17 protein-coding genes, 1 tRNA gene and 2 pseudogenes are annotated in these 19834 nt (G+C 72.0%); 8 read left to right on the forward strand and 12 right to left on the reverse strand.

What is annotated here, in order from left to right; genetic code table 11:
* From AC4BDD_RS20125 to AC4BDD_RS20150, 6 genes and pseudogenes are all read right to left on the reverse strand, one after another.
* Positions 1–831 carry a hypothetical protein gene (locus AC4BDD_RS20125; RefSeq protein WP_490686849.1) on the reverse strand — a complete coding sequence of 277 codons (831 nt, stop codon included), beginning with the start codon at positions 829–831 and terminating at the stop codon, positions 1–3.
* Positions 832–868: 37 nt separating this feature from the next.
* Positions 869–1237, reverse strand: a complete 369-nt coding sequence (locus AC4BDD_RS20130) for a hypothetical protein (protein WP_490686850.1) — start codon at positions 1235–1237, stop codon at positions 869–871.
* Positions 1230–1742, reverse strand: a complete 513-nt coding sequence (locus tag AC4BDD_RS20135) for a hypothetical protein (protein ID WP_490686851.1) — start codon at positions 1740–1742, stop codon at positions 1230–1232. Before AC4BDD_RS20135 ends, AC4BDD_RS20130 begins: the two co-directional genes overlap by 8 nt.
* Positions 1739–2092 (reverse strand): hypothetical protein, encoded by a 354-nt coding sequence (locus AC4BDD_RS20140; RefSeq protein WP_490686852.1) that lies wholly within the window; start codon positions 2090–2092, stop codon positions 1739–1741. Before AC4BDD_RS20140 ends, AC4BDD_RS20135 begins: the two co-directional genes overlap by 4 nt.
* Before the next feature lie 94 nt (positions 2093–2186).
* Complete coding sequence (locus AC4BDD_RS20145; protein WP_490686853.1) at positions 2187–2525, reverse strand: hypothetical protein; 339 nt, start codon at positions 2523–2525, stop codon at positions 2187–2189.
* A 124-nt stretch (positions 2526–2649) separates the two neighbouring features.
* Positions 2650–2802, reverse strand: a pseudogene (locus AC4BDD_RS20150) (helix-turn-helix domain-containing protein); the annotation flags it as partial.
* Between the two features lie 252 nt (positions 2803–3054).
* Between AC4BDD_RS20150 and AC4BDD_RS20155 the strand changes: the two are divergent.
* Entirely contained in the window at positions 3055–3447 is a 393-nt protein-coding gene (locus tag AC4BDD_RS20155) for a hypothetical protein (protein ID WP_490686854.1), read from the forward strand.
* A gap of 430 nt (positions 3448–3877) precedes the next feature.
* Here the strand turns inward: AC4BDD_RS20155 and AC4BDD_RS20160 are convergent, their stop codons facing one another.
* Complete coding sequence (locus AC4BDD_RS20160; protein WP_490686855.1) at positions 3878–4849, reverse strand: tyrosine-type recombinase/integrase; 972 nt, start codon at positions 4847–4849, stop codon at positions 3878–3880.
* A 113-nt stretch (positions 4850–4962) separates the two neighbouring features.
* A tRNA-Arg gene (locus tag AC4BDD_RS20165) sits at positions 4963–5035 on the reverse strand.
* Between the two features lie 390 nt (positions 5036–5425).
* Here AC4BDD_RS20165 and AC4BDD_RS20170 point away from each other — a divergent pair.
* The 7 genes and pseudogenes from AC4BDD_RS20170 (at position 5426) to AC4BDD_RS20200 (ending at position 14988) form a co-directional block, all read left to right on the forward strand.
* Positions 5426–7039, forward strand: coding sequence for a dynamin family protein (locus AC4BDD_RS20170; RefSeq protein ID WP_490691852.1), 1614 nt, complete (start codon positions 5426–5428; stop codon positions 7037–7039).
* A 230-nt stretch (positions 7040–7269) separates the two neighbouring features.
* A complete protein-coding gene (locus AC4BDD_RS20175) occupies positions 7270–9258 on the forward strand; it encodes a GTPase (RefSeq protein WP_490691853.1) in 1989 nt (662 codons plus the stop codon).
* 260 nt (positions 9259–9518) lie between these two features.
* Complete coding sequence (locus AC4BDD_RS20180; protein ID WP_490686856.1) at positions 9519–9971, forward strand: single-stranded DNA-binding protein; 453 nt, start codon at positions 9519–9521, stop codon at positions 9969–9971.
* A gap of 202 nt (positions 9972–10173) precedes the next feature.
* Positions 10174–11571: a Cys-Gln thioester bond-forming surface protein gene (locus AC4BDD_RS20185; RefSeq protein ID WP_490686857.1), complete on the forward strand. Its 1398-nt coding sequence runs from the start codon at positions 10174–10176 to the stop codon at positions 11569–11571.
* Positions 11572–11906: 335 nt separating this feature from the next.
* Positions 11907–13571, forward strand: a complete 1665-nt coding sequence (gene ettA / locus AC4BDD_RS20190; protein ID WP_490686858.1) for an energy-dependent translational throttle protein EttA — start codon at positions 11907–11909, stop codon at positions 13569–13571.
* A 2-nt stretch (positions 13572–13573) separates the two neighbouring features.
* A pseudogene (locus tag AC4BDD_RS20195) lies at positions 13574–13996 on the forward strand (acyl-CoA thioesterase); the annotation flags it as partial.
* Positions 13997–14154: 158 nt separating this feature from the next.
* Entirely contained in the window at positions 14155–14988 is an 834-nt protein-coding gene (locus AC4BDD_RS20200) for a DUF8010 domain-containing protein (RefSeq protein WP_490686859.1), read from the forward strand.
* Positions 14989–15015: 27 nt separating this feature from the next.
* On the opposite strand, the gene AC4BDD_RS20205 is transcribed toward AC4BDD_RS20200, so the two are convergent.
* From AC4BDD_RS20205 to AC4BDD_RS20220, 4 genes are all read right to left on the reverse strand, one after another.
* On the reverse strand, positions 15016–15420 hold the full coding sequence (locus AC4BDD_RS20205; RefSeq protein ID WP_490686860.1) for a globin: 405 nt from the start codon (positions 15418–15420) through the stop codon (positions 15016–15018).
* A 158-nt stretch (positions 15421–15578) separates the two neighbouring features.
* Positions 15579–16937 carry an FHA domain-containing protein gene (locus AC4BDD_RS20210; RefSeq protein WP_490686861.1) on the reverse strand — a complete coding sequence of 453 codons (1359 nt, stop codon included), beginning with the start codon at positions 16935–16937 and terminating at the stop codon, positions 15579–15581.
* A 53-nt stretch (positions 16938–16990) separates the two neighbouring features.
* Positions 16991–18310 (reverse strand): vWA domain-containing protein, encoded by a 1320-nt coding sequence (locus AC4BDD_RS20215; protein WP_490686862.1) that lies wholly within the window; start codon positions 18308–18310, stop codon positions 16991–16993.
* A gap of 119 nt (positions 18311–18429) precedes the next feature.
* Positions 18430–19833 (reverse strand): PP2C family protein-serine/threonine phosphatase, encoded by a 1404-nt coding sequence (locus AC4BDD_RS20220; RefSeq protein ID WP_490686863.1) that lies wholly within the window; start codon positions 19831–19833, stop codon positions 18430–18432.
* Between the last annotated feature and the right edge of the window lies 1 nt (position 19834).

Here is a 19834-nt window from a genome sequence, read left to right on the forward strand (position 1 = left end):
TCAGGCCGCCTTTCGGATCAGCCGACCCGCATGCGCGGGCGGCATGACGACGGGGTAGTCGGCGGGGGCGCCGTGCAGGTACGCCGTCGTCCGCAGCGCGCCCAGGAAGGCGCGGAAGACGGGGCGGCCGCTCGGCAGCTCGACGAGGGCGTGCGAGCGGGGCCGCAGGTTGAGCACGCCGGTCCGGTGCGGCCGCAGCGCGGGCACCTCGGAGTCGTCCGCCAGCAGCGCGACCTCGGCATGCCGGTAGGCGGCGAGCTGAAAGGCTTGCTCGGGGTAGACGCTGGTCGCAGGGCGCTTCGCGCTCGTCTTGTAGTCGATCAACCAGAGCTGCCAGCGCCCGAAACGGCCGGTCGGCAACCACACCCACAAGTCGCCGGTCCCGGCGTACCCGTGCTTCCGGTTGAGCACGGTCGTCTCGATGGCCTCGACGTCCCGCTCGAAGTCGATCCGCCAGAGACGGAACCACCGTGCGAGCTGCTGCGCGTACGGCTCGACCTCGGGGTCGGCCGGGTACGGCGTGCCGAGCACGATCGCCGTCGCCCGATGGTGCACGCGGGTGCCCAGGTTCGCCGCGCGGTCCCGGTGGCGATTCGGCTGCGCGACGAGCTCGCGGCGCAACGCCGTCCGCTCGGCGCGGGCGCGGCGCGCGACCGAGATCGGGTTCGTGATCACGTAGTCGGCGACGAGTCCGGCGCCCCAGGGCACCAGGGCGGGTTTCGCAACGGCCGTGCTGATGACGTTGGTTACCGAGATCAGGTCGGTTCCGCCGGCGGGGTCGGTGTAGAACCGACCCCGCTCGGTCGCCACGGCGTGACGAGGATCAGTCATCGCGTACCGCCGTCGCGGTCGGCACCGCTTCTGGAACTCACGCGGCATCACGCTCCGGGGCGGCTCGCCCGGCGCCCGGCAGGTTCTCGCCCCGCTCCCGCAGTCGATCGGCCAGCCGCAGCACCTGCACCCCATAGACAGGCACACGCGTGCCGACACGGTCCGTCAGATCGGCGACGAGCTGCTCGAAGAGAAGCTCGGCCGGGCGCTGCACCGTGTGCCGGTCGGCCGGCTGCGCCTCGTTGATCTCGTCGAGGCGCTCGGCGAACTCGTCGCCGAGCAGCAGCTCGACGGCGTCGTGCATCACCGACTGCACGAACGGCTCGATGCCGAGGGTCACGCCCGCCGAAATCGGCTCGACGGTGATGCGGAACGGCCCTTCGGCCGTCGTCGTCTGCTTATCCACGTTGACCGCCCTTCGAAGCGGACCGGGGCAGCCGGTCGCCGAGCAGCGCGGGGACACCAACGCCGACGATCCGGGCGCGGACCCCGCGGTACGTGAAGCGGGCAGTCATGACGGTGCCGGTGCTGTGCGACTGCGCGTCGTCGATCCCGAGCGAGAGCGTCCAGTGCTTCCAGTCGGTGAGCGATCGCGGCTGGACGACGAAGCGGACTTCGCCACCGGCCGCGGTTACGGACGGCTCGCCGGGCATCTCGACGACCTCGGTGCGGGCGGTCTCGGCCGCGGCCTTCGCCCTGCGGCACTCGGCGAGCGCGGCGAGGGCGGCCGGGCTCGGCGCCGGGCGGTTCCGGCCCGGGACGGCGAACGGGTCGGCTGCCGACGGGTGGGTGAGCAGCGCGGCGTCGTCGAGCGCCTGCGCAACTTCGAGGGCGATGTCGGCCGACGTGCCGTGCACGAGCGCGTGCGCGATGACCTGCGCCGCCCGGTCGATGTTCGGGTTCCGGCTCATGCGGTGACCGCCTGCCGGACGGCGACGAGCACCTCGTCGCCGTCGACGACGACGGCGTGCACCAGGACCGTGACCGTCGAGCCGTCGTTGCGGGCGGGCGTCGTGGTGTGCAGCGTCCACAGCGCCGCGCCGTCCGTGCTGGGGCCGCGCCGCACGTCGCCGCCGAGGGCGAACACCCACGCGCCAAGGTCGTCGACGTCGGTCACGGTGATGTGCACCGCGTCGGGCCGCGGGACGGTGGTCGGGGCGGGCAGGGAGAGACGGTTGAGCATCGCCTCGACGGCGATCCGGTTGTCGCTCTTCCTGGCGAAGTCCTTCATCGAGGGGTGTTCGATAGGCTGAGCACTCACGGCTCTCGCCTCACTTTCTGACGGTTGGTGGGGTGCGAGCCGACAGGGGTCGCTCCGGATGCCGGTCCGGGTCGGCCCCGACTCGCGTCAGGGACTACGCCGCGATTGCGCCGCTGTTCTTGGTGGCCTGGTACTGAGCGAGCTCGTCGAGCTGCTGCCGCCGGCGGGCGGTCTTCGCGTTCTCGCGCTTGATCCGCCGCGCCTGCGCCGACTTGAGGGAGAGCTCGGTGTAGTGCGCCTTGCGCAGCGACTCGGCAACCGCCTCGATCTGCGCTTCACTCGCGTTCGGGTGCAACTCGCGCGCCTTCGCCAGGAACCGTGTGTAGTGGCTGGCGCGTCGGGCGGGGGCGGTGCGGGCCGACCGGTCCGTCGTGCTCGCCCAGCTCTTGTGAGCTGCGAGCCTCATGCGCATCGATCGCTCGGTCGCGTTCATGCTGCTCTCCTCCGATCTGGTTGCCCTCGCCCGTGGGCGTGGGCAGTGGCTGAAAAAAGAGCGCGCGCTCATGTACTTCGAGTGCAGCGCATATGCGCTTAGCAATGTCGGGCGTCACGGTCGCGCGTTCACCCGACAACAGGGCGCCGATCTTGCTCTTCGAGGTGCCTGTCTGATCCGCAAGCTCCCGAATGGTCATCTGCCTGCCCTTTGGTGCCCAGCGCATCAGTAGCCGCAGCAGATCGCTGTCGGTCAGACGGAGCCGGGCAGGGTTCATCAGGGCGCCTCCGAGGTGCTGTCCACGATCGTGGACACCCTCACTAAAGCACACCGCTCATGCGCTGTCCACGATCGTGGGCAGGTAACTGTCGCGGCACTTTTGCGCCGGAGTTCGCCCCTGACGGTCCACTGCCGCCCTCGATCGTGGACAATGTCACGCGGGGCCCGGAAGGTTGTGCCCCTGATCAGCGAATTTCCCTACACACCCCCACGGGGGGCGTGGACCACATATGTTCGGAGAGGCGGGAGGATGCCTGAGCAGCGCGACGCACTCACCGAACTTGTGCAGCAACAGGTCGGGGCGGGGAAGCGGCGGAGTACTCGCGAGTTCGCCGCCGTCGCCGTGGACCCTGATACCGGGTGGGCGCCGAGTAAGAGCATGATTGCGAAGATCGTCGCCGGGCAGAACTACGTCATCACGCCGGCGCTCGTCTCGGCCCTCGCGGCCGGCCTCGAACTGCCCCGCGAGGTCGTCGCCGCCGCGGCGCATCTCCAGGCGATCGGCTATACAGCCGAGGAGCTCAAGGGCGGCGCCCCAGCGACGGTGCTGCGAGCCCTCGCGGTCGAGCCCGGCTCGGATGCAAAGGCTCGGGCTGTGGCGGAACGCTGGGCCGCCGAGGAAGACCGTGCTGCCGGAGCGTGACAACCCTTGGTCTGATCCAATTCTTCACGAAATTATTACAACCAACCGGTAACCCATCGCTACGCGTGTGAGCGCTGTGGCAACACGGGCATCGGGCGTATGGTGGCCTGACCTCGCGCGTTTCGAACGCAAGTGCGATCCGGGCTGTCCGGAGAGCCACGCGGGTCAGGGGGTCTGTTGACGCATGTTCGAGTCGAATCGGTCGACCTCGACGAGGGAACGCCCGTGATGTACCGGGATTGTGGGACGCACATCAGGCTCGCTCATGATCCTCGGCAGATCGACGAGGCTGCGGCGCTCGCACTGCTGTGTGTGCAAGTGCCGCATCTCGCGGGCCACCTTGAAGTAGAGCGGCGAACTGCCTAGCCGCCGCGGCGGCGTGAGTGCCTAACCCCCCACCAACGCCGCCGCATGACGCCCTGGTGCCGGCTCAGTCGAGCCGGTCGCCGGGGCTCAGTCGTGCATGGGCTGCCCGCGCCCGCTCTGCGCCGGCCGACGCCGCGTACCGCGAGAGCATCTGGCGGGACGACCATCCGGTGATCCGCATGAGGTCGTCCTCGTTGCCTCCGTTGACCTTCCATAGGTGCGCGAAGGTGTGCCGGAACTGATGCGGGTGAATGTGGTCGATCCCCGCTTCCTTGCAGCGTCGTTCGACCATGGTGCCGACACCCCAAATGGTGAGCCGATGCATCTTTTTACGGTCGCCCCACCACAGCCACATGTCGTCGGTCAGTGGCTTGCCCTTGTGCTTCGCCGCTGCCCGCAGGTACCGGTCGAAGGCGGTCGCCGTCGCCCGCCCGAACGGCACGCTGCGAACCTTGTTCTTCTTGCCGAGGACCTGCAAGACCATCAGATCGAGGTCAAGGTCGGCGACTCGCCTGTCGGTGGCTTCCGAGAGTCGCACCCCTGTGTCGAGGAACAGCATCAACAGGGCAGTGTCGCGCCGGTCGGCGTACGTCTTGCCCTTGCAGGCCGCGAACAGCCTCTTGAGGTCTTTCTCGGGGATGACGGACACCTCCTTCTCGGTGACCGTCGGCGGCTTCATGGTGCGCATGGGCGAGCGGTCGAGCTCCTCCTCGTCGACCATCCAATTGAACATGGTCTTTATCGCCCGAAAGTGGTTGTGCGCGTTGCTCGCGCTGGTGCGCTCCATGGTCGCTGTGATGTACGCCTCAACGTGCTCACGGTGAATCTCGTCGAGGTCGGTCGGCGCCGGCCTGCCCTCGTTGCCGTCCTGGTCGGCTGCCGGGCGGTAACCGTCCTCGGCGTCGAGCAAGAACGCGGCGAACTTGCTCGCGGCGTTCCGGTAGATCCGGATGGTGTTGTCGGACTTGTTCTGTGCCCTCAGCGACCGCAGCCAGGACGTGACCATGGGGCCGAGGTTGTACCGGTTCTCGTCCATGGGAGAACCATGGTGCCCACGATCGTGGACAGTCAAGGCGCTTGCTCTAAGAGCGATGTGCTTCCGGACATGAAAGAGCCTCACCGGCGTTTCCGCTGGTGAGGCATTGTTTGCGCCCCCGGCAGGACTCGAACCTGCGGCCAAGCGCTTAGAAGGCGCCTGCTCTATCCACTGAGCTACGGGGGCCGGTGGGTGGTGGCCGTGACCGCTGAATGCCCCCGGTCGTCTGCGGTTCCGCGCCGTGCGGGCCGTAGTGCCGTGGCCGGGTTCGGCGGATCCGTGACCTTGCCGGGGACAAGAATAGGGGTCCGTACACCTCGTCCCGGTTGCTTCACCTCCGTGGCACGTTGTGGAGGTTCGGTGAAGCGGTCCTGATAATCGCAGGCAGGTACGAATCCTGCATCGTTTTTCACCCCTCTAGGGGCGGGTGTTGTGTAGTCGTTATGCCTGGGACTCTCTCGTTCCTGCCCCTGGTGCCCTGCCTGCGGTGATCCGGGCGGGTCGCATTCGCCGCGTGTGGGCCCCCATACGCTTCAAAACGCCACCAAAATTGTGCATTCTGCACACGTGGCGATCTTGGACGTACGGCCCCGACTGCTCGACACGCTGTCCGCACTGCGCGACCGCGTCGACGCCGCACGTTTTCCACTCCCCCTGCCCGACGCTGCCCGCGCCCGCCGGAACCGGGCCGAGCTCCTCGCCCAGCTCGACGACTACCTCGTGCCCCGGCTGCGCAACCCGGAGGCACCGCTGCTGGCGGTCATCGGCGGCTCGACGGGGGCGGGCAAGTCCACCCTCGTCAATTCCCTCGTCGGGCGGCGTGTCACCGAGGCCGGGGTGCTGCGGCCCACCACACGGGTCCCGGTGCTGGTCTGCCACCCCGACGATCACCACTGGTTCTCCGGGCAGCGGGTGCTGCCCGAACTCGCCCGGGTCTGGGTGCCCGCGCAGACCGACGCGAACGACGATGTGTACCCCGACGATCACCCGGCGGACGCCGGCCAGCGGCAGATCCGGATCGAGAGCGACAAGGCGCTGCCGCGTGGGCTGGCGCTGCTCGACGCCCCCGACATCGACTCGCTCGTCGCACACAACCGCGAACTCGCCGCCGAGCTGATCTGCGCGGCCGACATCTGGATCCTGGTCACCACAGCCACCCGCTACGCCGACGCCGTGCCCTGGCATCTGCTGCGCACCGCCAAGGAGTACGACGCGACCCTGGTCACCGTCCTGGACCGGGTGCCGCACCAGGTCGCCGCCGAGGTCTCACGCCAGTACGCCGCCCTGCTCACCGCCGCCGGACTCGGCGACGTACCCCGCTTCACCATCCCCGAGCTGCCCGAATCCGCGGGCGGCGGCTCCGGCTTGCTGCCCGCCACCGCCGTCGCCGCGCTGCGGAGCTGGCTCGCCCAGTGCGCCGGGGACCCCCGGGTGCGGGCTACCGCGGCGGAGCGCACCGCCGTCGGAATGATCACCTCCCTGCGCTCCCGGATGCCCGCCCTCGCCTCGGCCGCCGCCGCCCAGTACGCCGCGGCGGTCCGCCTGGTGCAGCGGGTGGAGGACGCCTACGGGGCGGCGGCCGAATGCGTGCGGCGGGAGTTCGACTCCGGCGCGGCGCTCGCCGGCGGTGCACTCACCCACTGGCACGGATATCCGGCCGACAGCACAGCCGACGAACTGCTCACCGCCCTGACCGACGCCCTGGCCACGCTGCTGCGCAGCGCGGCCGCCGCCGCCGATGAGCAGATCGCGCGCGCGGGCGGCCGGGACCCCGTCGCCCGGGCCGGACTCGCCCCGCGCGATGCGGCCGGGGCCGCCGAACGCATCGGCGTGGTGGCCCGCCGCTGGCGGCGCTGTGTGGAGGAGCTGGCCGAGGAAGAGGTGCGGGAGGCCCGCGCGGCGGACCGGGGCGGTGCTCTCGCCCCGGAGGCGATCGCCGCCCTGCTGGCCGCCGCCCTGCTCGGCGGCCGCCGGGCCCGCTCGGCGGGCGAGACCCTCGCCGAGACGCTCGGCGTGCATGGCGCGCTGCGGCTGCGTGACCGGGGCGGGCAGCTCCTCGGCGACTGCCTGGGGCAGGCGCTGGAGGCCGAACGGGACCGCCGGCTCGGGCCGCTCGACGCCCTCGAGATCACCCCTGAGCACCAGGTCCGGCTGATCGCCGCGCTGTCCGTACTGCAGAAGGAGAGGTGACCCTCGTGACGGCCATGGGTCCGCGCCCGGGTGACCGGCTGCCCGGAGACGACCTGTCCGGCGATCGGGCTCCGCACGACTGCCTGCCCGGTGGCCTGGCCCCCGAGGAACGGGCCGGGATGACCGAAGGCTCCCTGGGCGGCGGGGCCGGGGAGCAGAGCAGGGACGAGACGGCCGAGACGACGGAGGGTCCGCTGCCGGGGTATGGGGGAGCGCCCTACGGCGGGGAGATGCTCGGCACCGACGCGGTCGGCGGGGACACACTCGGGCGCGGGGCGCCGCACGACGGACCGTCGGGGCCCCTGGGCGCCGCCGACCCGCCTGGTGTGGCGGAGGGAGTGGACGCGGGCAACACGGCGGGCGTGCCCCGGACCCGGCTCGGCGACGATCCCGCCGCGTCCCTCCCCCAGGCGGCGCCGCATGGCTGGGACGACGGCCTGATCGCCCGGCGTGCCACGCCCCCTGCCGTTGTCGAAGCGGACGGTGGCGGCCCGCCGACGACCACCGCACCGAACGATTCCGACGACAGCGAGCCGAGGGCCCCCGGCTGGGCCCGAACCCAAGGCCGCCCGGACGCGGCCCCGCCCGGGCCGGGCAGCCACCACCACCACTGGGGCGAGCTGGACGGAGGCGGAAGCGCCTTCGGCGTCTACGACCCGCACCCCCGCGCGGCCGGCACCACCAAGACGCTGCGGCCCCGCCTGGACGCGCTGCGCGAACTGGTCGGGCTCTCCCGCAGCCGCCTGGACCGCCGGGCGCTCGCCGAGGCGGGGCGGGTGCTCGACGAGGCGGCGGCGCGCGGCCGCTACTCGCTGGGCCACACCGTGGTCGCCCTCGCCGGAGCCACCGGCAGCGGCAAGTCCACGCTGTTCAACGCGCTGGCCCAGGCGCCGCTGTCCGAGGCGGGCGTCCGGCGGCCGACCACGGCCGAGCCGCTCGCCTGCACCTGGACCGACCACGCCGACGGGCTGCTCGACCGGCTCGGCATCGCCCCGCACGCCCGGCTCCGCCCCGCCGACCCCTACGACGCGGGGCTGCGCGGACTCGTCCTCCTCGATCTTCCCGACCACGACTCGGCGGCGAGCGGACACCGCGAGCGGGTCGACCGGCTGCTCGGACTGGTCGACGCGGTGGTGTGGGTGCTGGACCCGGAGAAATACGCGGACGCCGTGCTGCACGAGCGCTATCTGCGCCCGCTGGCCGGCTACGCCGAGGTGACCTTCGTCGTGCTCAACCAGGTCGACCGGCTGCCCGGCGACGCCGCCGATCAAGTCCTGGACGATCTGCGGCGACTGCTGGACGAGGACGGCCTCGCCCTCGGCGAGCACGGTGAACCCGGTGCGACGGTCCTGCCGGTGTCCGCCCTGACCGGCCGGGGCATGGGCGAACTGCGCGAGACACTCGGACGGTTCGTCGGCGAGTGCGCTGCCGCGGAGCGCCGGCTGACCGCCGATGTGGACGGGGCCACCGAGCGGCTGCGCCCCGCGTACGTGGCGGACGGGGGCCGGGCCGGACTCACCGAGCAGGCGCGCAACGACTTCGAGGACCGGCTGGCCGACGCGGCCGGGGCGGCGGCGGTGGGCCGGACCGCGGAGCGCGTCTGGCTTCGCGAGGCGGGCCGCGCCTGCGGAAGGCCATGGCCGCGCCGGCGCTCGGAGGCCAAGGAACCGGGCGGCGTGGCCACCGAACCCGTCGCGGCCCGGCCGGCGGTGGACGAGGCGGTCCGCGCCCTCGCCGACGAGGCGGCCACCGGGTTGCCCGCGCCCTGGGCGCAGGCCGTGCGTGAGGCGGCGCGCCGCGGCGCCAAGGGTCTGCCGGAAGCCGTCGATGAGGCGATGGGCGCCGCGGCCCCCAGCGGGCGGCTCGCCCGCCCGACCTGGTGGACGGTGGCGGCCTCGCTCCAAGTGGCGCTGCTGGTCGTCCAGGTGGTGGCGGTCGGCTGGCTGCTGACCTCGGTGACCGGTGTCTTCGGCGGGGCGTGGTGGCTGCCCGCGCTGCTGCTCGCGGCGGGCGTGGCGGGCGGCCCGGCCCTGGCCTGGGGCTGTGCGCTGGCGGCACGCGGACCCGCCCGCGCATACGGGGAGACGGTGGAACGGCGGCTGCGGGACGCGGTCGCCGGCTGCGGGCGGGCGCGTGTGCTGGAGCCGGTGGCGGCGGAGCTCCTGCGCTACCGCGAGGTGCGGGAGAAGTACGCCGTCGCGGCGGGCGGAGTGAGCTGACGGGAAGTCGGTCATACCTTCGCAACGCCGGCATCGGCGCGATGGTGATGGCCGGCCCTGCGTACTCCCCTGATCGTGCGGCCGAGTTGTCCACAACCGCGCCCTTGTCCACAGGTCCCCGCGAGGTGTGGCGGACGTCGGCACCATGAGGCGCATCAGGACGTCGGCGCATCGCGAGGACGGCAGTGCACCGCGAGGACGTCGGCGCACCCGCAAGGACGTCGGTGCGCCGCAGGAGAAATGAAACGGGGGGCGGTCCGGTGAACGAGACCTTGGTGACGGTGGTGGGAAATGTGGCGACCCGGCCGGATTTCCGGGAGACGGCGTCCGGTTCGGCAGTGGCGCGCTTCCGGATCGCGGTGACCGCGCGTCGCTGGGATCGGGCGCGCGAATCGTGGGTCGACGGACCGACGAGTTTCTACACGGTTTGTGCGTGGCGGAATCTGGCGGCGAATGTCGCGGCCTCGGTGACCATCGGTGAACCCCTGGTGGTGCACGGGAGGTTGCGGGTCCGGGAGGAGCGGCGTGACGTGCCCGAATCCCGTGGCGCGCCGGAGCCGAGCGGTGCGAAGACCGGCGAGGGGGCGGGCGCTCGCTGGGTCTCGGCGGAGATCGACGCGGTGGCGGTGGGCCATGACCTCGCGCGCGGCACGGCGGCGTTTCGGCGGGTTTCCCAGGCCAAACCGCAGCTGACCGGGGCAACCGCCCCATGATGACCGGAGATTTATCGATAACGTCAGGTCACGGATCGGTTCTGGCGATAACGATTCCGATTCGGATCGGTTAGCCGCTCGTCTGCGTGGGGACCGGCTGGTTCTTTCTCCCTAGGATCCCTGAGTGCCAACGGGGCTTATGGAGTTTTGAGTTCGCCGGCGAGGCACAACCGACGACCTGTGCTCGCCCGAAGGGGAAATCATGATCGCTTCAAGGAGGCGGGGCGCTGCCCGCCTTGCTGCCGCCGTCTTCGCCTCCGGGCTGGCCGCGGCGGGCGCGATAGCCGTGGCGGGGCCGGCCATGGCGGACGACGCGGCGCCCGACCAGGGCGGTGCCACGGCCACGCTGACCGGCCTCAAGGTCTTCGACCAGGCGGTCATCCACAACGACGGCGGGGACCAGGAGGTCGGTGCCGGTCTCTTCGAGATGGCGGTCGACAACGGCGGCACCATCCAGACCTACTGCATCGACATCCACAACCCCACACAGAACAAGGCCAAGTACCAGGAGAAGCCCTGGGACGCGACCTCGCTGCACAACAACGCCGACGCGGGCAAGATCCGCTGGATCCTGCAGAACTCCTACCCGCAGGTGAACGACCTGTCGGCGCTCGCCGCCAAGGCCGGGTCCGGGACGCTCACCGAGAAGACCGCCGCCGCCGGCACCCAGGTCGCCATCTGGCGCTTCTCCGACAAGGCGAACGTCGAGGCCGTCGACCCCGCGGCCGAGAAGCTCGCCGACTACCTCCAGAAGAGCGCCCGGAGCCTGGAGGAGCCCAAGGCGTCGCTGAGCCTCACCCCGCCGGCCGTCTCCGGCAAGTCGGGGGAGCGGCTCGGACCGATCACCGTCCACACCAACGCCGGCAGCGTCGCGGTGACCCCGGCGGGCGACTCCGCCGCCTCCGGCGTCAAGGTCGTCGACAAGAAGGGCAAGCCGGTCACCAGCGCGGTCGACGGCAGCGAGCTCTACTTCGACGTCCCGGCCGGCACCCCGGACGGCGCCACCTCGCTGACCGCACAGGCCGCCACCAAGGTCCCGGTGGGTCGCGCGTTCGCCAGCGAGACCAAGAGCCAGACCCAGATCCTGGCCGGATCCAGCGAGAGCACCGTCTCCGCCGTCGCCACCGCGAACTGGGCGAAGCGCGGTCCCATACCCGCCCTGTCCGCCGAGAAGAACTGCGCCAAGGGCGGCGTGGACATCACCGCCACCAACAAGGGCGACGAGGCCTTCACCTTCGAGCTGGCCGGCACCCGGCACACCGTCGAGGCCGGCAAGTCCGAGACGATCACCGTCCCGGTGAAGGAGGACCAGGCGTACGAGTTCACCATCACCGGGCCGAACGGCTTCGAGAAGACCTTCTCCGGTGTCCTGGACTGCAAGACCTCCAGCAGCGGCGGCGGCAGCGACACCCCCTCGAACCAGCCCAGCCCGGCCTCGGTCGGCGGCACCACCGGCGGTGAGACCGACGGCGGCGACCTCGCCGAGACCGGCAGCAGCAACAACACTCCGCTGATCGCGGGCATCGCGGTGGCGCTCGTCGCCGTCGGCGGCGGCGCGGTCTTCTTCCTCCGGAAGAAGAAGACGACCGCCGGCGAGTGACCGCCCGGTGACCGTCTGAGACGGTGAGGCCCAGCGGCCCCGGAGTGCCATCGGCGCCCCGGGGCCGCGGTGCGCGGTGCTCGCCGAAGTGCAGGGCGAGGATCCGGTCGCCCATCACCGCTGGGCCGTCCCTGGGCCGCGGAAGGCCGCTCACGGGTGACCGATGTTGACGGACAGCGACGAGACGTTGATCGGCCAGCCGCAGGTCAGAGCTGAGGGCCGGTGCGCTGAGCTACTCGTTTCCGTCGCGGGCTTGTCGTACGGCAAGATGGGGTGTATCTGCCCTCGCGCGGCTCGGCCGCGCATCGACACCTACAGATGCCGGACGGTTTCTCTTGGCTGAGTACATCTACACCATGCGCAAGACGCGCAAGGCGCACGGTGACAAGGTGATCCTCGACGACGTGACGCTGAGCTTCCTGCCCGGCGCCAAGATCGGTGTCGTGGGCCCCAACGGCGCCGGTAAGTCCACGGTGCTGAAGATCATGGCCGGTCTTGAGCAGCCGTCGAACGGTGACGCCTTCCTGTCGCCCGGCTACAGCGTCGGCATCCTGCTCCAGGAGCCGCCGCTGGACGAGTCCAAGACCGTTCTGGAGAACGTCGAGGACGGCGTCGCCGAGATCAAGGGCAAGCTCAACCGGTTCAACGAGATCGCCGAGCTGATGGCGACCGACTACTCCGACGCGCTGCTCGAGGAGATGGGCAAGCTCCAGGAGGACCTGGACCACGCCAATGCCTGGGACCTGGACGCGCAGCTGGAGCAGGCCATGGACGCCCTGGGCTGCCCGCCCGGCGACTGGCCGGTGATCAACCTCTCCGGTGGTGAGAAGCGCCGCGTCGCGCTCTGCAAGCTGCTGCTGGAGGCCCCCGACCTGCTGCTGCTCGACGAGCCCACCAACCACCTGGACGCCGAGTCCGTCCAGTGGCTGGAGCAGCACCTCGCCAAGTACGCCGGCACCGTCGTCGCGATCACCCACGACCGCTACTTCCTCGACAACGTCGCCGAGTGGATCCTGGAGCTCGACCGCGGCCGCGCCCACCCGTACGAGGGCAACTACTCCACCTACCTGGAGAACAAGGCCGCCCGCCTCAAGGTGGAGGGCCAGAAGGACGCCAAGCGCCAGAAGCGCCTGAAGGAAGAGCTGGAGTGGGTCCGCTCCAACGCCAAGGGACGGCAGGCCAAGTCCAAGGCCCGTCTGGCCCGGTACGAGGAGATGGCCGCGGAGGCCGAGAAGACCCGGAAGCTGGACTTCGAGGAGATCCAGATCCCGCCGGGCCCGCGCCTGGGCAACGTCGTGGTCGAGGTCAACAACCTCTCCAAGGCGTTCGGCGAGAAGGTCCTCATCGACGACCTGTCCTTCACCCTGCCGCGCAACGGCATCGTCGGCGTCATCGGCCCGAACGGCGCCGGCAAGACCACGCTGTTCAAGATGCTCCAGGGCCTTGAGCAGCCGGACGCCGGTGACATCAAGGTGGGCGACACGGTCAAGATCTCCTACGTCGACCAGTCCCGCGCCAACATCGACCCGAAGAAGACGCTGTGGGCCGTCGTCTCCGACGAGCTGGACTACATCAACGTCGGCCAGGTCGAGATGCCCTCGCGCGCCTACGTCTCGGCGTTCGGCTTCAAGGGCCCGGACCAGCAGAAGCCGGCCGGGGTGCTCTCCGGCGGTGAGCGCAACCGCCTCAACCTGGCGCTCACCCTCAAGCAGGGCGGCAACCTGCTCCTCCTCGACGAGCCGACCAACGACCTCGACGTGGAGACGCTGTCCTCGCTGGAGAACGCGCTGCTGGACTTCCCCGGCTGCGCCGTGGTCGTCTCCCACGACCGCTGGTTCCTGGACCGCGTGGCCACCCACATCCTCGCCTACGAGGGCGAGTCCAAGTGGTTCTGGTTCGAGGGCAACTTCGAGTCGTACGAGAAGAACAAGATCGAGCGTCTCGGTGCGGACGCGGCCCGTCCGCACCGCGCCACGTACAAGAAGCTCACCCGGGGCTGATCATGGCCCGCCATCTCTACTCCTGCCCCCTGCGCTGGGCCGACATGGACGCGTTCGGCCATGTGAACAACGTGGTCTACCTCCGCTACCTGGAGGAGGCGCGCGTCGACTTCATGTGGCGGCTGGCACCCGGGGGCGGCAGTGACGCCTTCACGGGCGGGGTCGTGGTGGCCCGGCACGAGATCGACTACCTCAAGCCGCTCGTCCACCGGCACGCGCCGGTGACGATCGAGACCTGGGTGACGAAGATCGGCTCGGCCTTCACGACTCTGGCCTACGAGGTCAAGGACGAGGACGCGGTGTACGCCCGGGCGTCCACCGTCATCGTCCCCTACGACCTTCAGCAGGGCCGCCCGCGGCGTATCACGTCCGAGGAGCAGGGATTCCTGCGGGAGTATCTGGAGCCGGCCGAGTCCGCCAAGGCGGGCCGGTCGGCCCGGTCGGCCAAGCCGGTCCCGGCGGCCGGTGCCGCCGAGGCGACCGGCGAGGCGTCCGGCGCCGCCGAGGAGGCCGCCGCGGCCGGTGGCACGGCCGTCGGCCGGCAGGACCGGCAGGACCGGGAGCCGGAAGGGGCCGTCGTCTGATGACGGCCCCCGAGCTCCACTTCGCCGACGACCGGGAGGCGGCCGACCTGGCCGCCTTCCTGGCGCGGTTGATCCACTACGACCGGGCGGCCGCGGTGCGGCTCCAGGCCGGCGCCGCGCCCGCGCCGCATACGGGCGGGGTGCTCGCGGTCTTCGGCCGCCCGCCGTCCTTCGAGGTGCTCGCCATCCGCACCGCCCGGCTGACCGACCCGGTCGCGGAGCTGGACGTCACGGTTTCCGCCGGCCAGTTCGCGGACGCGCTGGACACGGCGCGGGCCCAGCGCTCCGGCAGCCTGCCGGGTGCGCTGAGCGTCGTCGTGCCCGACAGTGTCACCGGCCCGCCGTGGGCCGGGGTGCTGCCGCCGCGCGGCGGCTGGCGCCCGGTCGAGGGCTTGCCCGACACGGCGGCCATGCGTGCGGCGGTGGCCTCCGCGGTCGCGGAGTTCCGGGCCAGGGACGAGCAGCTCCCCGAAGAGCGCCGAACCCGCGCGGAGCGCGACCGGATCGGCCGCGAGATCTGGTCCCGCACCCTGGGCGAGACGGGACTGCCGCTGCGTGCGGTGCACGCGGCGCAGTCGCTGGGCTTCCTCGGGCCGGTGCGGGTCCGGGCCGGTGTCGGAGCCGGTGCCGGTGTCCGCTCGGGCGCCGCACTGACGACGGGCGCCCACGGAGCAGCGACGACCGCGGTCGTCCAGGCGATCGAAGGGCGCGGTGCCGCGCAGCGGCAGATCGCGTTGCTGGCGGCCAGGGGCTGGCTGCGGCTGCGCACGCCGTACGGCTCCGTCGCGGTCCGTACCGGTGGGCTGTCGGCCCTGCCGGTCAGCCCGGCCTGACGGCTGTCTGCTCCGGCGTTCCCGGCGTCAGTCCGGGGTGTTGATCATGGATGCCGCGGCGTAGGTGAGGTAGTTCCACAGCTGCTTCTCGTGCTCGGGAGCGAGCCCGAGCTCCCGCACGGCGTCGTGCATGTGGCGCAGCCATGCGTCGTGTGCGGCGCGGTTCACGGTGAAAGGCGCGTGGCGCATCCGCAGCCGGGGGTGGCCACGGCCCTCGCTGTAGGTGCGGGGGCCGCCCCAGTACTGGATCAGGAAGAGGACGAGCCGCTCCTCGGCCGGGCCCAGATCCTCCTCCGGGTACATGGGCCGCAGCAGCGGATCCTCCGCGACCCCCTGGTAGAAGCGGTGGACCAGGCGCCGGAAGGTCTCCTCGCCGCCCACCTGCTCGTAGAAGGTCTGCTCCTGAAGCGTGCCGCGCGGAATCTCCATCACCCCTCCATGTTCTCAGATGGCCGACCGAGGACCGGAGTCCTAAGACCTGGCCGGAAGCCGCACTGCCGTCGCGGAGGGAACGGCAGTGCGGCCAAGCGCTTGGAAGGCGCTTGGCCGCTTCGTCTCTCATCGGGCCAGTCGGCCAGCCGGCCAGCCGGTCAGCCGCGTCGCACCGTGATGGTCGTCCAGGCTCCGACGTGGACGCGGTCGCCGTCTTGGAGCGGGACCGGGACGTAAGGCTGGATCGGCTCCTCGGCGCCGTTGATGGTCGTGCCGTTCGTCGAGTCCTGGTCGACGACGGCCCAGCCGCCGTCCGGCTGCTGCACGAGCACCGCGTGCTGGTGCGAGACGCCCGGGTCCTCCGGCTGACGGGCCAGGTCGATGTCGGGGGACTCGCCGGTGCTGTTCCGGCGGCGGCCGATGGTGATCTGGGGGCCGTTGAGCGGCAGCTGCTGCTCGGGGGAGTACGCCGGGAGGTTGAGCCCCGCGGCCTCCGGGCCGCTGCGGTGCATCATCGCCATGAAGTACTCGCGGTCCGGCGCGATCACCGCGACCCAGCCCGCGGGCGCCGGGGCCGGAGCCCCCGCGCCGGGCGGGAACTGTCCGGGCTGCTGGTGCTGCGCCTGGGCGCCCGGGAAGTCGTCGTTCCCGAACGGTGCTCCTCCGGGGCCCGGCTGCGGCTGGTACGGACCGGGGCCCTGACCGGGGCCCGGAATCGGACCGTGACCCTGCCCCTGACCGTGGCCCTGCCCTTGACTGTGGCCCGGGACCTGACCCTGGCCCTGACCGGGACCCTGACCGTGGCCCGGCACCGGGCCGGGGCCGTGGCCCGGCGTCGGGAAGGCCGGGGCGGGGGCGGCCGGCGGTGCCGCCGGGCCCGGGGCGGCGGACGCGGGGGCGCCGCCGGGCGGGGGCAGCGTCCAGTCGTCCTCACCGTTGAACGCCTGGCCGTGGCCCGGACCCTGACCCTGCCCGGGGCCCTGACCAGGGCCGGGCATCTGGCCGGGACCGGGGCCCTGACCCTGACCGGGGCCGGGCATCTGTCCGGGCATCTGGCCGGCGCCGGGCCCGGGGAGCTGGCCGGGGTACGGGCCGCCGGCGTGCGGACCGGCGTGCGGCTGCCGGCCGGCGTGCTGGCCGGGGTATTCGCCGCCCTGCGGGGCGTGGGGCTGAGGGTGCGCGGGCGTCAGCGACGGCGGCCGGAAGCCGCCCGGCGCGGGCGGGGAGTACGCCGTGGGGGAGTGCGTGAGGAAGTTGTAGCGGCACTCCTCGCAGAAGGGGGCCTGCGCCTCGCGGGGCGTACGGCACTGCGGGCACAGCTCCGCCGGGAAGGCGGCGTCCGACTGCTGCTGCGGGGCGGGGTAGCCGTAACCGCCGGGGTTCTGCGGCGCGCCCGGCATGGGCATCGGCGGCGGTACAGCGGCTCCGGGGGGCACGGCCGTCCCCGACATGCGGTGGCCGCACACCTCGCACCAGTCGTCGGCCGCCGACTGGTGGCCGTTCGGGCAGGTCGCCATGTCGGTGATTCCCCCTCTTGTACCGCTTGTGATTGTTGTTTGCTGCTCTACTGCTACTTCTTGACGCGAACTGTCTTGGTGGAACGGGTTTCGAGGGTCATCTCGTCCGCCTCCGCGACCTTCGCCTTAAGTCGCACAGTACCTGTCGCAGCATCGACCACGTCCACCACCTTCGAAAGCAGTTTCGCGGTGTCCTCGTTCCCGGAGGCGGAGGCGAGCTGCACGGCGCGGCCCAGTTTCGCCGTCGCACCGTGCCAGTCACCCGATTTGCGAGCATCCAGGCCCTGCTGGATCACCTGAGCCAGCTCGGCCTGCCCGGTGTAGTGCGCCACCTGAGGGTTGATCGAGGTGGAAGCGGACATGTCGTCGGTCCACACGGCGCGCACCAGCCCCTGCGCGAGGGTGGTCGGGGAGCCCCCGTCGGGGTTGGGCAGCACCAGCGCGGCCCGGGCCGCGAGCATCTCCTGCCCGACTCCCGCCGCGGGCACCCGTACGCAGACGTGGTAGTCGCGGGACTCGTCGCCCCAGGAGCCCGTCGGGTAGTCGCCCGCCCGCGCGCTCACCCCGGTGCGCCGGCCGGTCAGGTCCTCGACCGTGGGCGCGACCTGCTTGACGAACAGCACCTCGGCGCCCTGCGGGGTCCACAGCCGCAGCGCGACGTCCGCGACCTCCTTGCCCATCGCGGTCTCCATCATCCGTGTGAAGTCCGCGGCCAGGCCGGACGGATCGGCCACGATGTCGGCGGTGCCCAGCAGCGCGGAGGCGATGCCGGTGACCTCCTTGACCTCCCAGTCGGTGCCGACCCCGCGCGCGTCGCAGGTGAAGCGGCCCGCGCAGGCGTCCAACGCGGCCCGCAGCGCCTCGGGGCTCTCGTGCTCGTTGCGTCCGTCGGTGAGCAGGATGCCGTGCCGGATGGCGACGTCGGAGGTGGCCAGCAGCTGGTCGGCCAGGTGCAGCCAGGTGCCGATCGCGGTGCCGCCGCCCGGGGTCAGCCCGCGCAGCGCGTCCTTCGCCTGCGCCCGGGTGACCGGATCGGCGATCGCCAGCCCCCCGTTTCCGGGGAAGACCTCGACCGCCTTGTGGGTGCCGGCGACGACCGCGAAGGCGACGCCGTCGCGCACCGTGTCGATCGCGGCGGCCGTCGCGTCCCGCGCGTTCCGCATCTTGGTGGGCGGGTAGTCCATGGAACCGGAGCAGTCCACCATGATCACCACGGCGGCGGTGGGGCCCAGGGGCAGTCCGCCGGTCGTGCCGCCGCCGGTGGAAGTCACCGTGACGATCGCGTTCACCTCGCGACCGTCCTCGGGCAGGTACTCGTTCTGGTAGATATCGACCGAAAACTGCGGCACGTTCGACTTGAAGAAGTTGGCCATCTGATCCGCTCCTTGGCACTCCGCGTGAATGGTGAGCACAGAAAACGTGCGCGCGGAGCCGCGCTCCGCCCGCGACAGCGCCGCGGCGAACCGGCGCGTCGTCCCCCCTCGGGCTCTCTTCAGGCCGATACTGCCCCGCCCGGCGGTGCCGGGAACGGCAGAACGGCCACTGTTACGTTGTCGTGCCCGCCGCCGTGGAGCGCGTAGTCCACCAGGACCTGGGCGCTGTGCAGGGGACGGGACCGGGCGTCCGGCGGCACCACCGTCGCCATTTCCTCCGCGGACTCGGCGTAGTTCCACAGACCGTCGGTGCACACCACGACGACGCCGGGCCGGTCGGGCTTGAACGACGCGGTGTGCGGGTCCAGTTCGTAGGCGTCCGCGCCCAGCCAGCCGGTGATGGCGTGCGCCCGCTCGTCGGCGTACGCCTCCTCCTCGGACATCAGGCCGGCCGCGACCATCTGGGCGGCCCAGGAGTCGTCCTCGGTGAGCCGGGCGGAGGGCGCGGTGCGGTCGTCGGGCACCCAGTAGGCACGGCTGTCGCCGACCCAGCCGACGGTCAGGATGCCGCCCGCGACCACCGCGCTGACGATGGTGCACGCCGGCGCGTTCTCCTGGCGCCGCTGGTCGTGCGGGGTGGGGGCGGGGGCGGGCTCCAGGGCCAGCTGGTTGACCGCCTCGGCGGCGGCCAGGATGGCGTCCCGCATGGCCTGCTGGGGGTGTGCGCCCCGTGGCAGCGCCCCGACCAGCAGCGCGTCCGCGGTGGCGGCGGCCGCGGCGGAGGCGTCGTCCGGCCGGGTCGCCGAGGACACCCCGTCGCAGACCACCGCGACGGCGGCCGCCGAGCCGTCCGGCAGGGCGGCGGCGGACACCGCGAACGCGTCCTCGTTGCGGTGGTGCCGCAGCCCGCGGTCGCTGGCCGCCGCGACCCCGGTCAGCTCGGTCTCCATGTGGTCGCGGGCCCGGGGCTGGGCGTGGCCGCAGTTCTCGCAGTAACCGTCCTGGTCGATGGTGCCCGCCCGGCATGCCGCGCACTGGCGTCCGGCGCCGGTCCCGGTGTTCACGGCGGCGGCGGTCGCGCCGCCCGGCGGCGTGCCGGGGGCCGCCGGGGCCCCTGAGGCCGCTGGGGCCCCTGGGGTCTCCTGGTGCGGCGCCGACGGGGACCCGGTGGCTTCGCCGCCCTCGGCGGGCTCGGCGAACGCCGCGGTGCGCGGGTCGGCCGACCCGGGGTCCACCGACGCGGGGTCGGCCGGCGCGGTGCCGGCGGGCGGTCGGGGCGCGGCCAGCGGATAGTCCTCCGGCTCCTCGGACGGCTCCACCGGCGGCTCCCCGTACGACGCGGACGGCTCCCCGTAGGCCGCGGAGGGCGCGCCGGCCGGCGGCGCCGCGGCGGGCTGTGCCGGGGGCGACGCGGCCGAGGACACATCCGCGCCGCAACCGCCGCAGAAGTTGTCACCCGACTCCAGCGGTTCGGCACAGCTCGGGCAGGCGGTCAGCTGAGGCAGCTGCGGCATCTGAGACATC

Source organism: Streptomyces sp. JLBT605 (genome assembly GCF_058215555.1).

Bases quoted from the DNA above. Each gene is read 5' to 3' on its own strand.
- AC4BDD_RS20125 (WP_490686849.1), bottom strand. From the start codon at position 831: ATGACTGATCCTCGTCACGCCGTGGCGACCGAGCGGGGTCGGTTCTAC.
- AC4BDD_RS20135 (WP_490686851.1), bottom strand. From the start codon at position 1,742: ATGAGCCGGAACCCGAACATCGACCGGGCGGCGCAGGTCATCGCGCAC.
- AC4BDD_RS20145 (WP_490686853.1), bottom strand. From the start codon at position 2,525: ATGAACGCGACCGAGCGATCGATGCGCATGAGGCTCGCAGCTCACAAG.
- AC4BDD_RS20155 (WP_490686854.1), top strand. From the start codon at position 3,055: ATGCCTGAGCAGCGCGACGCACTCACCGAACTTGTGCAGCAACAGGTC.
- AC4BDD_RS20160 (WP_490686855.1), bottom strand. From the start codon at position 4,849: ATGGACGAGAACCGGTACAACCTCGGCCCCATGGTCACGTCCTGGCTG.
- AC4BDD_RS20175 (WP_490691853.1), top strand. From the start codon at position 7,270: ATGCTCGGCACCGACGCGGTCGGCGGGGACACACTCGGGCGCGGGGCG.
- AC4BDD_RS20185 (WP_490686857.1), top strand. From the start codon at position 10,174: ATGATCGCTTCAAGGAGGCGGGGCGCTGCCCGCCTTGCTGCCGCCGTC.
- AC4BDD_RS20200 (WP_490686859.1), top strand. From the start codon at position 14,155: ATGACGGCCCCCGAGCTCCACTTCGCCGACGACCGGGAGGCGGCCGAC.
- AC4BDD_RS20210 (WP_490686861.1), bottom strand. From the start codon at position 16,937: ATGGCGACCTGCCCGAACGGCCACCAGTCGGCGGCCGACGACTGGTGC.
- AC4BDD_RS20215 (WP_490686862.1), bottom strand. From the start codon at position 18,310: ATGGCCAACTTCTTCAAGTCGAACGTGCCGCAGTTTTCGGTCGATATC.
- AC4BDD_RS20220 (WP_490686863.1), bottom strand. From the start codon at position 19,833: ATGTCTCAGATGCCGCAGCTGCCTCAGCTGACCGCCTGCCCGAGCTGT.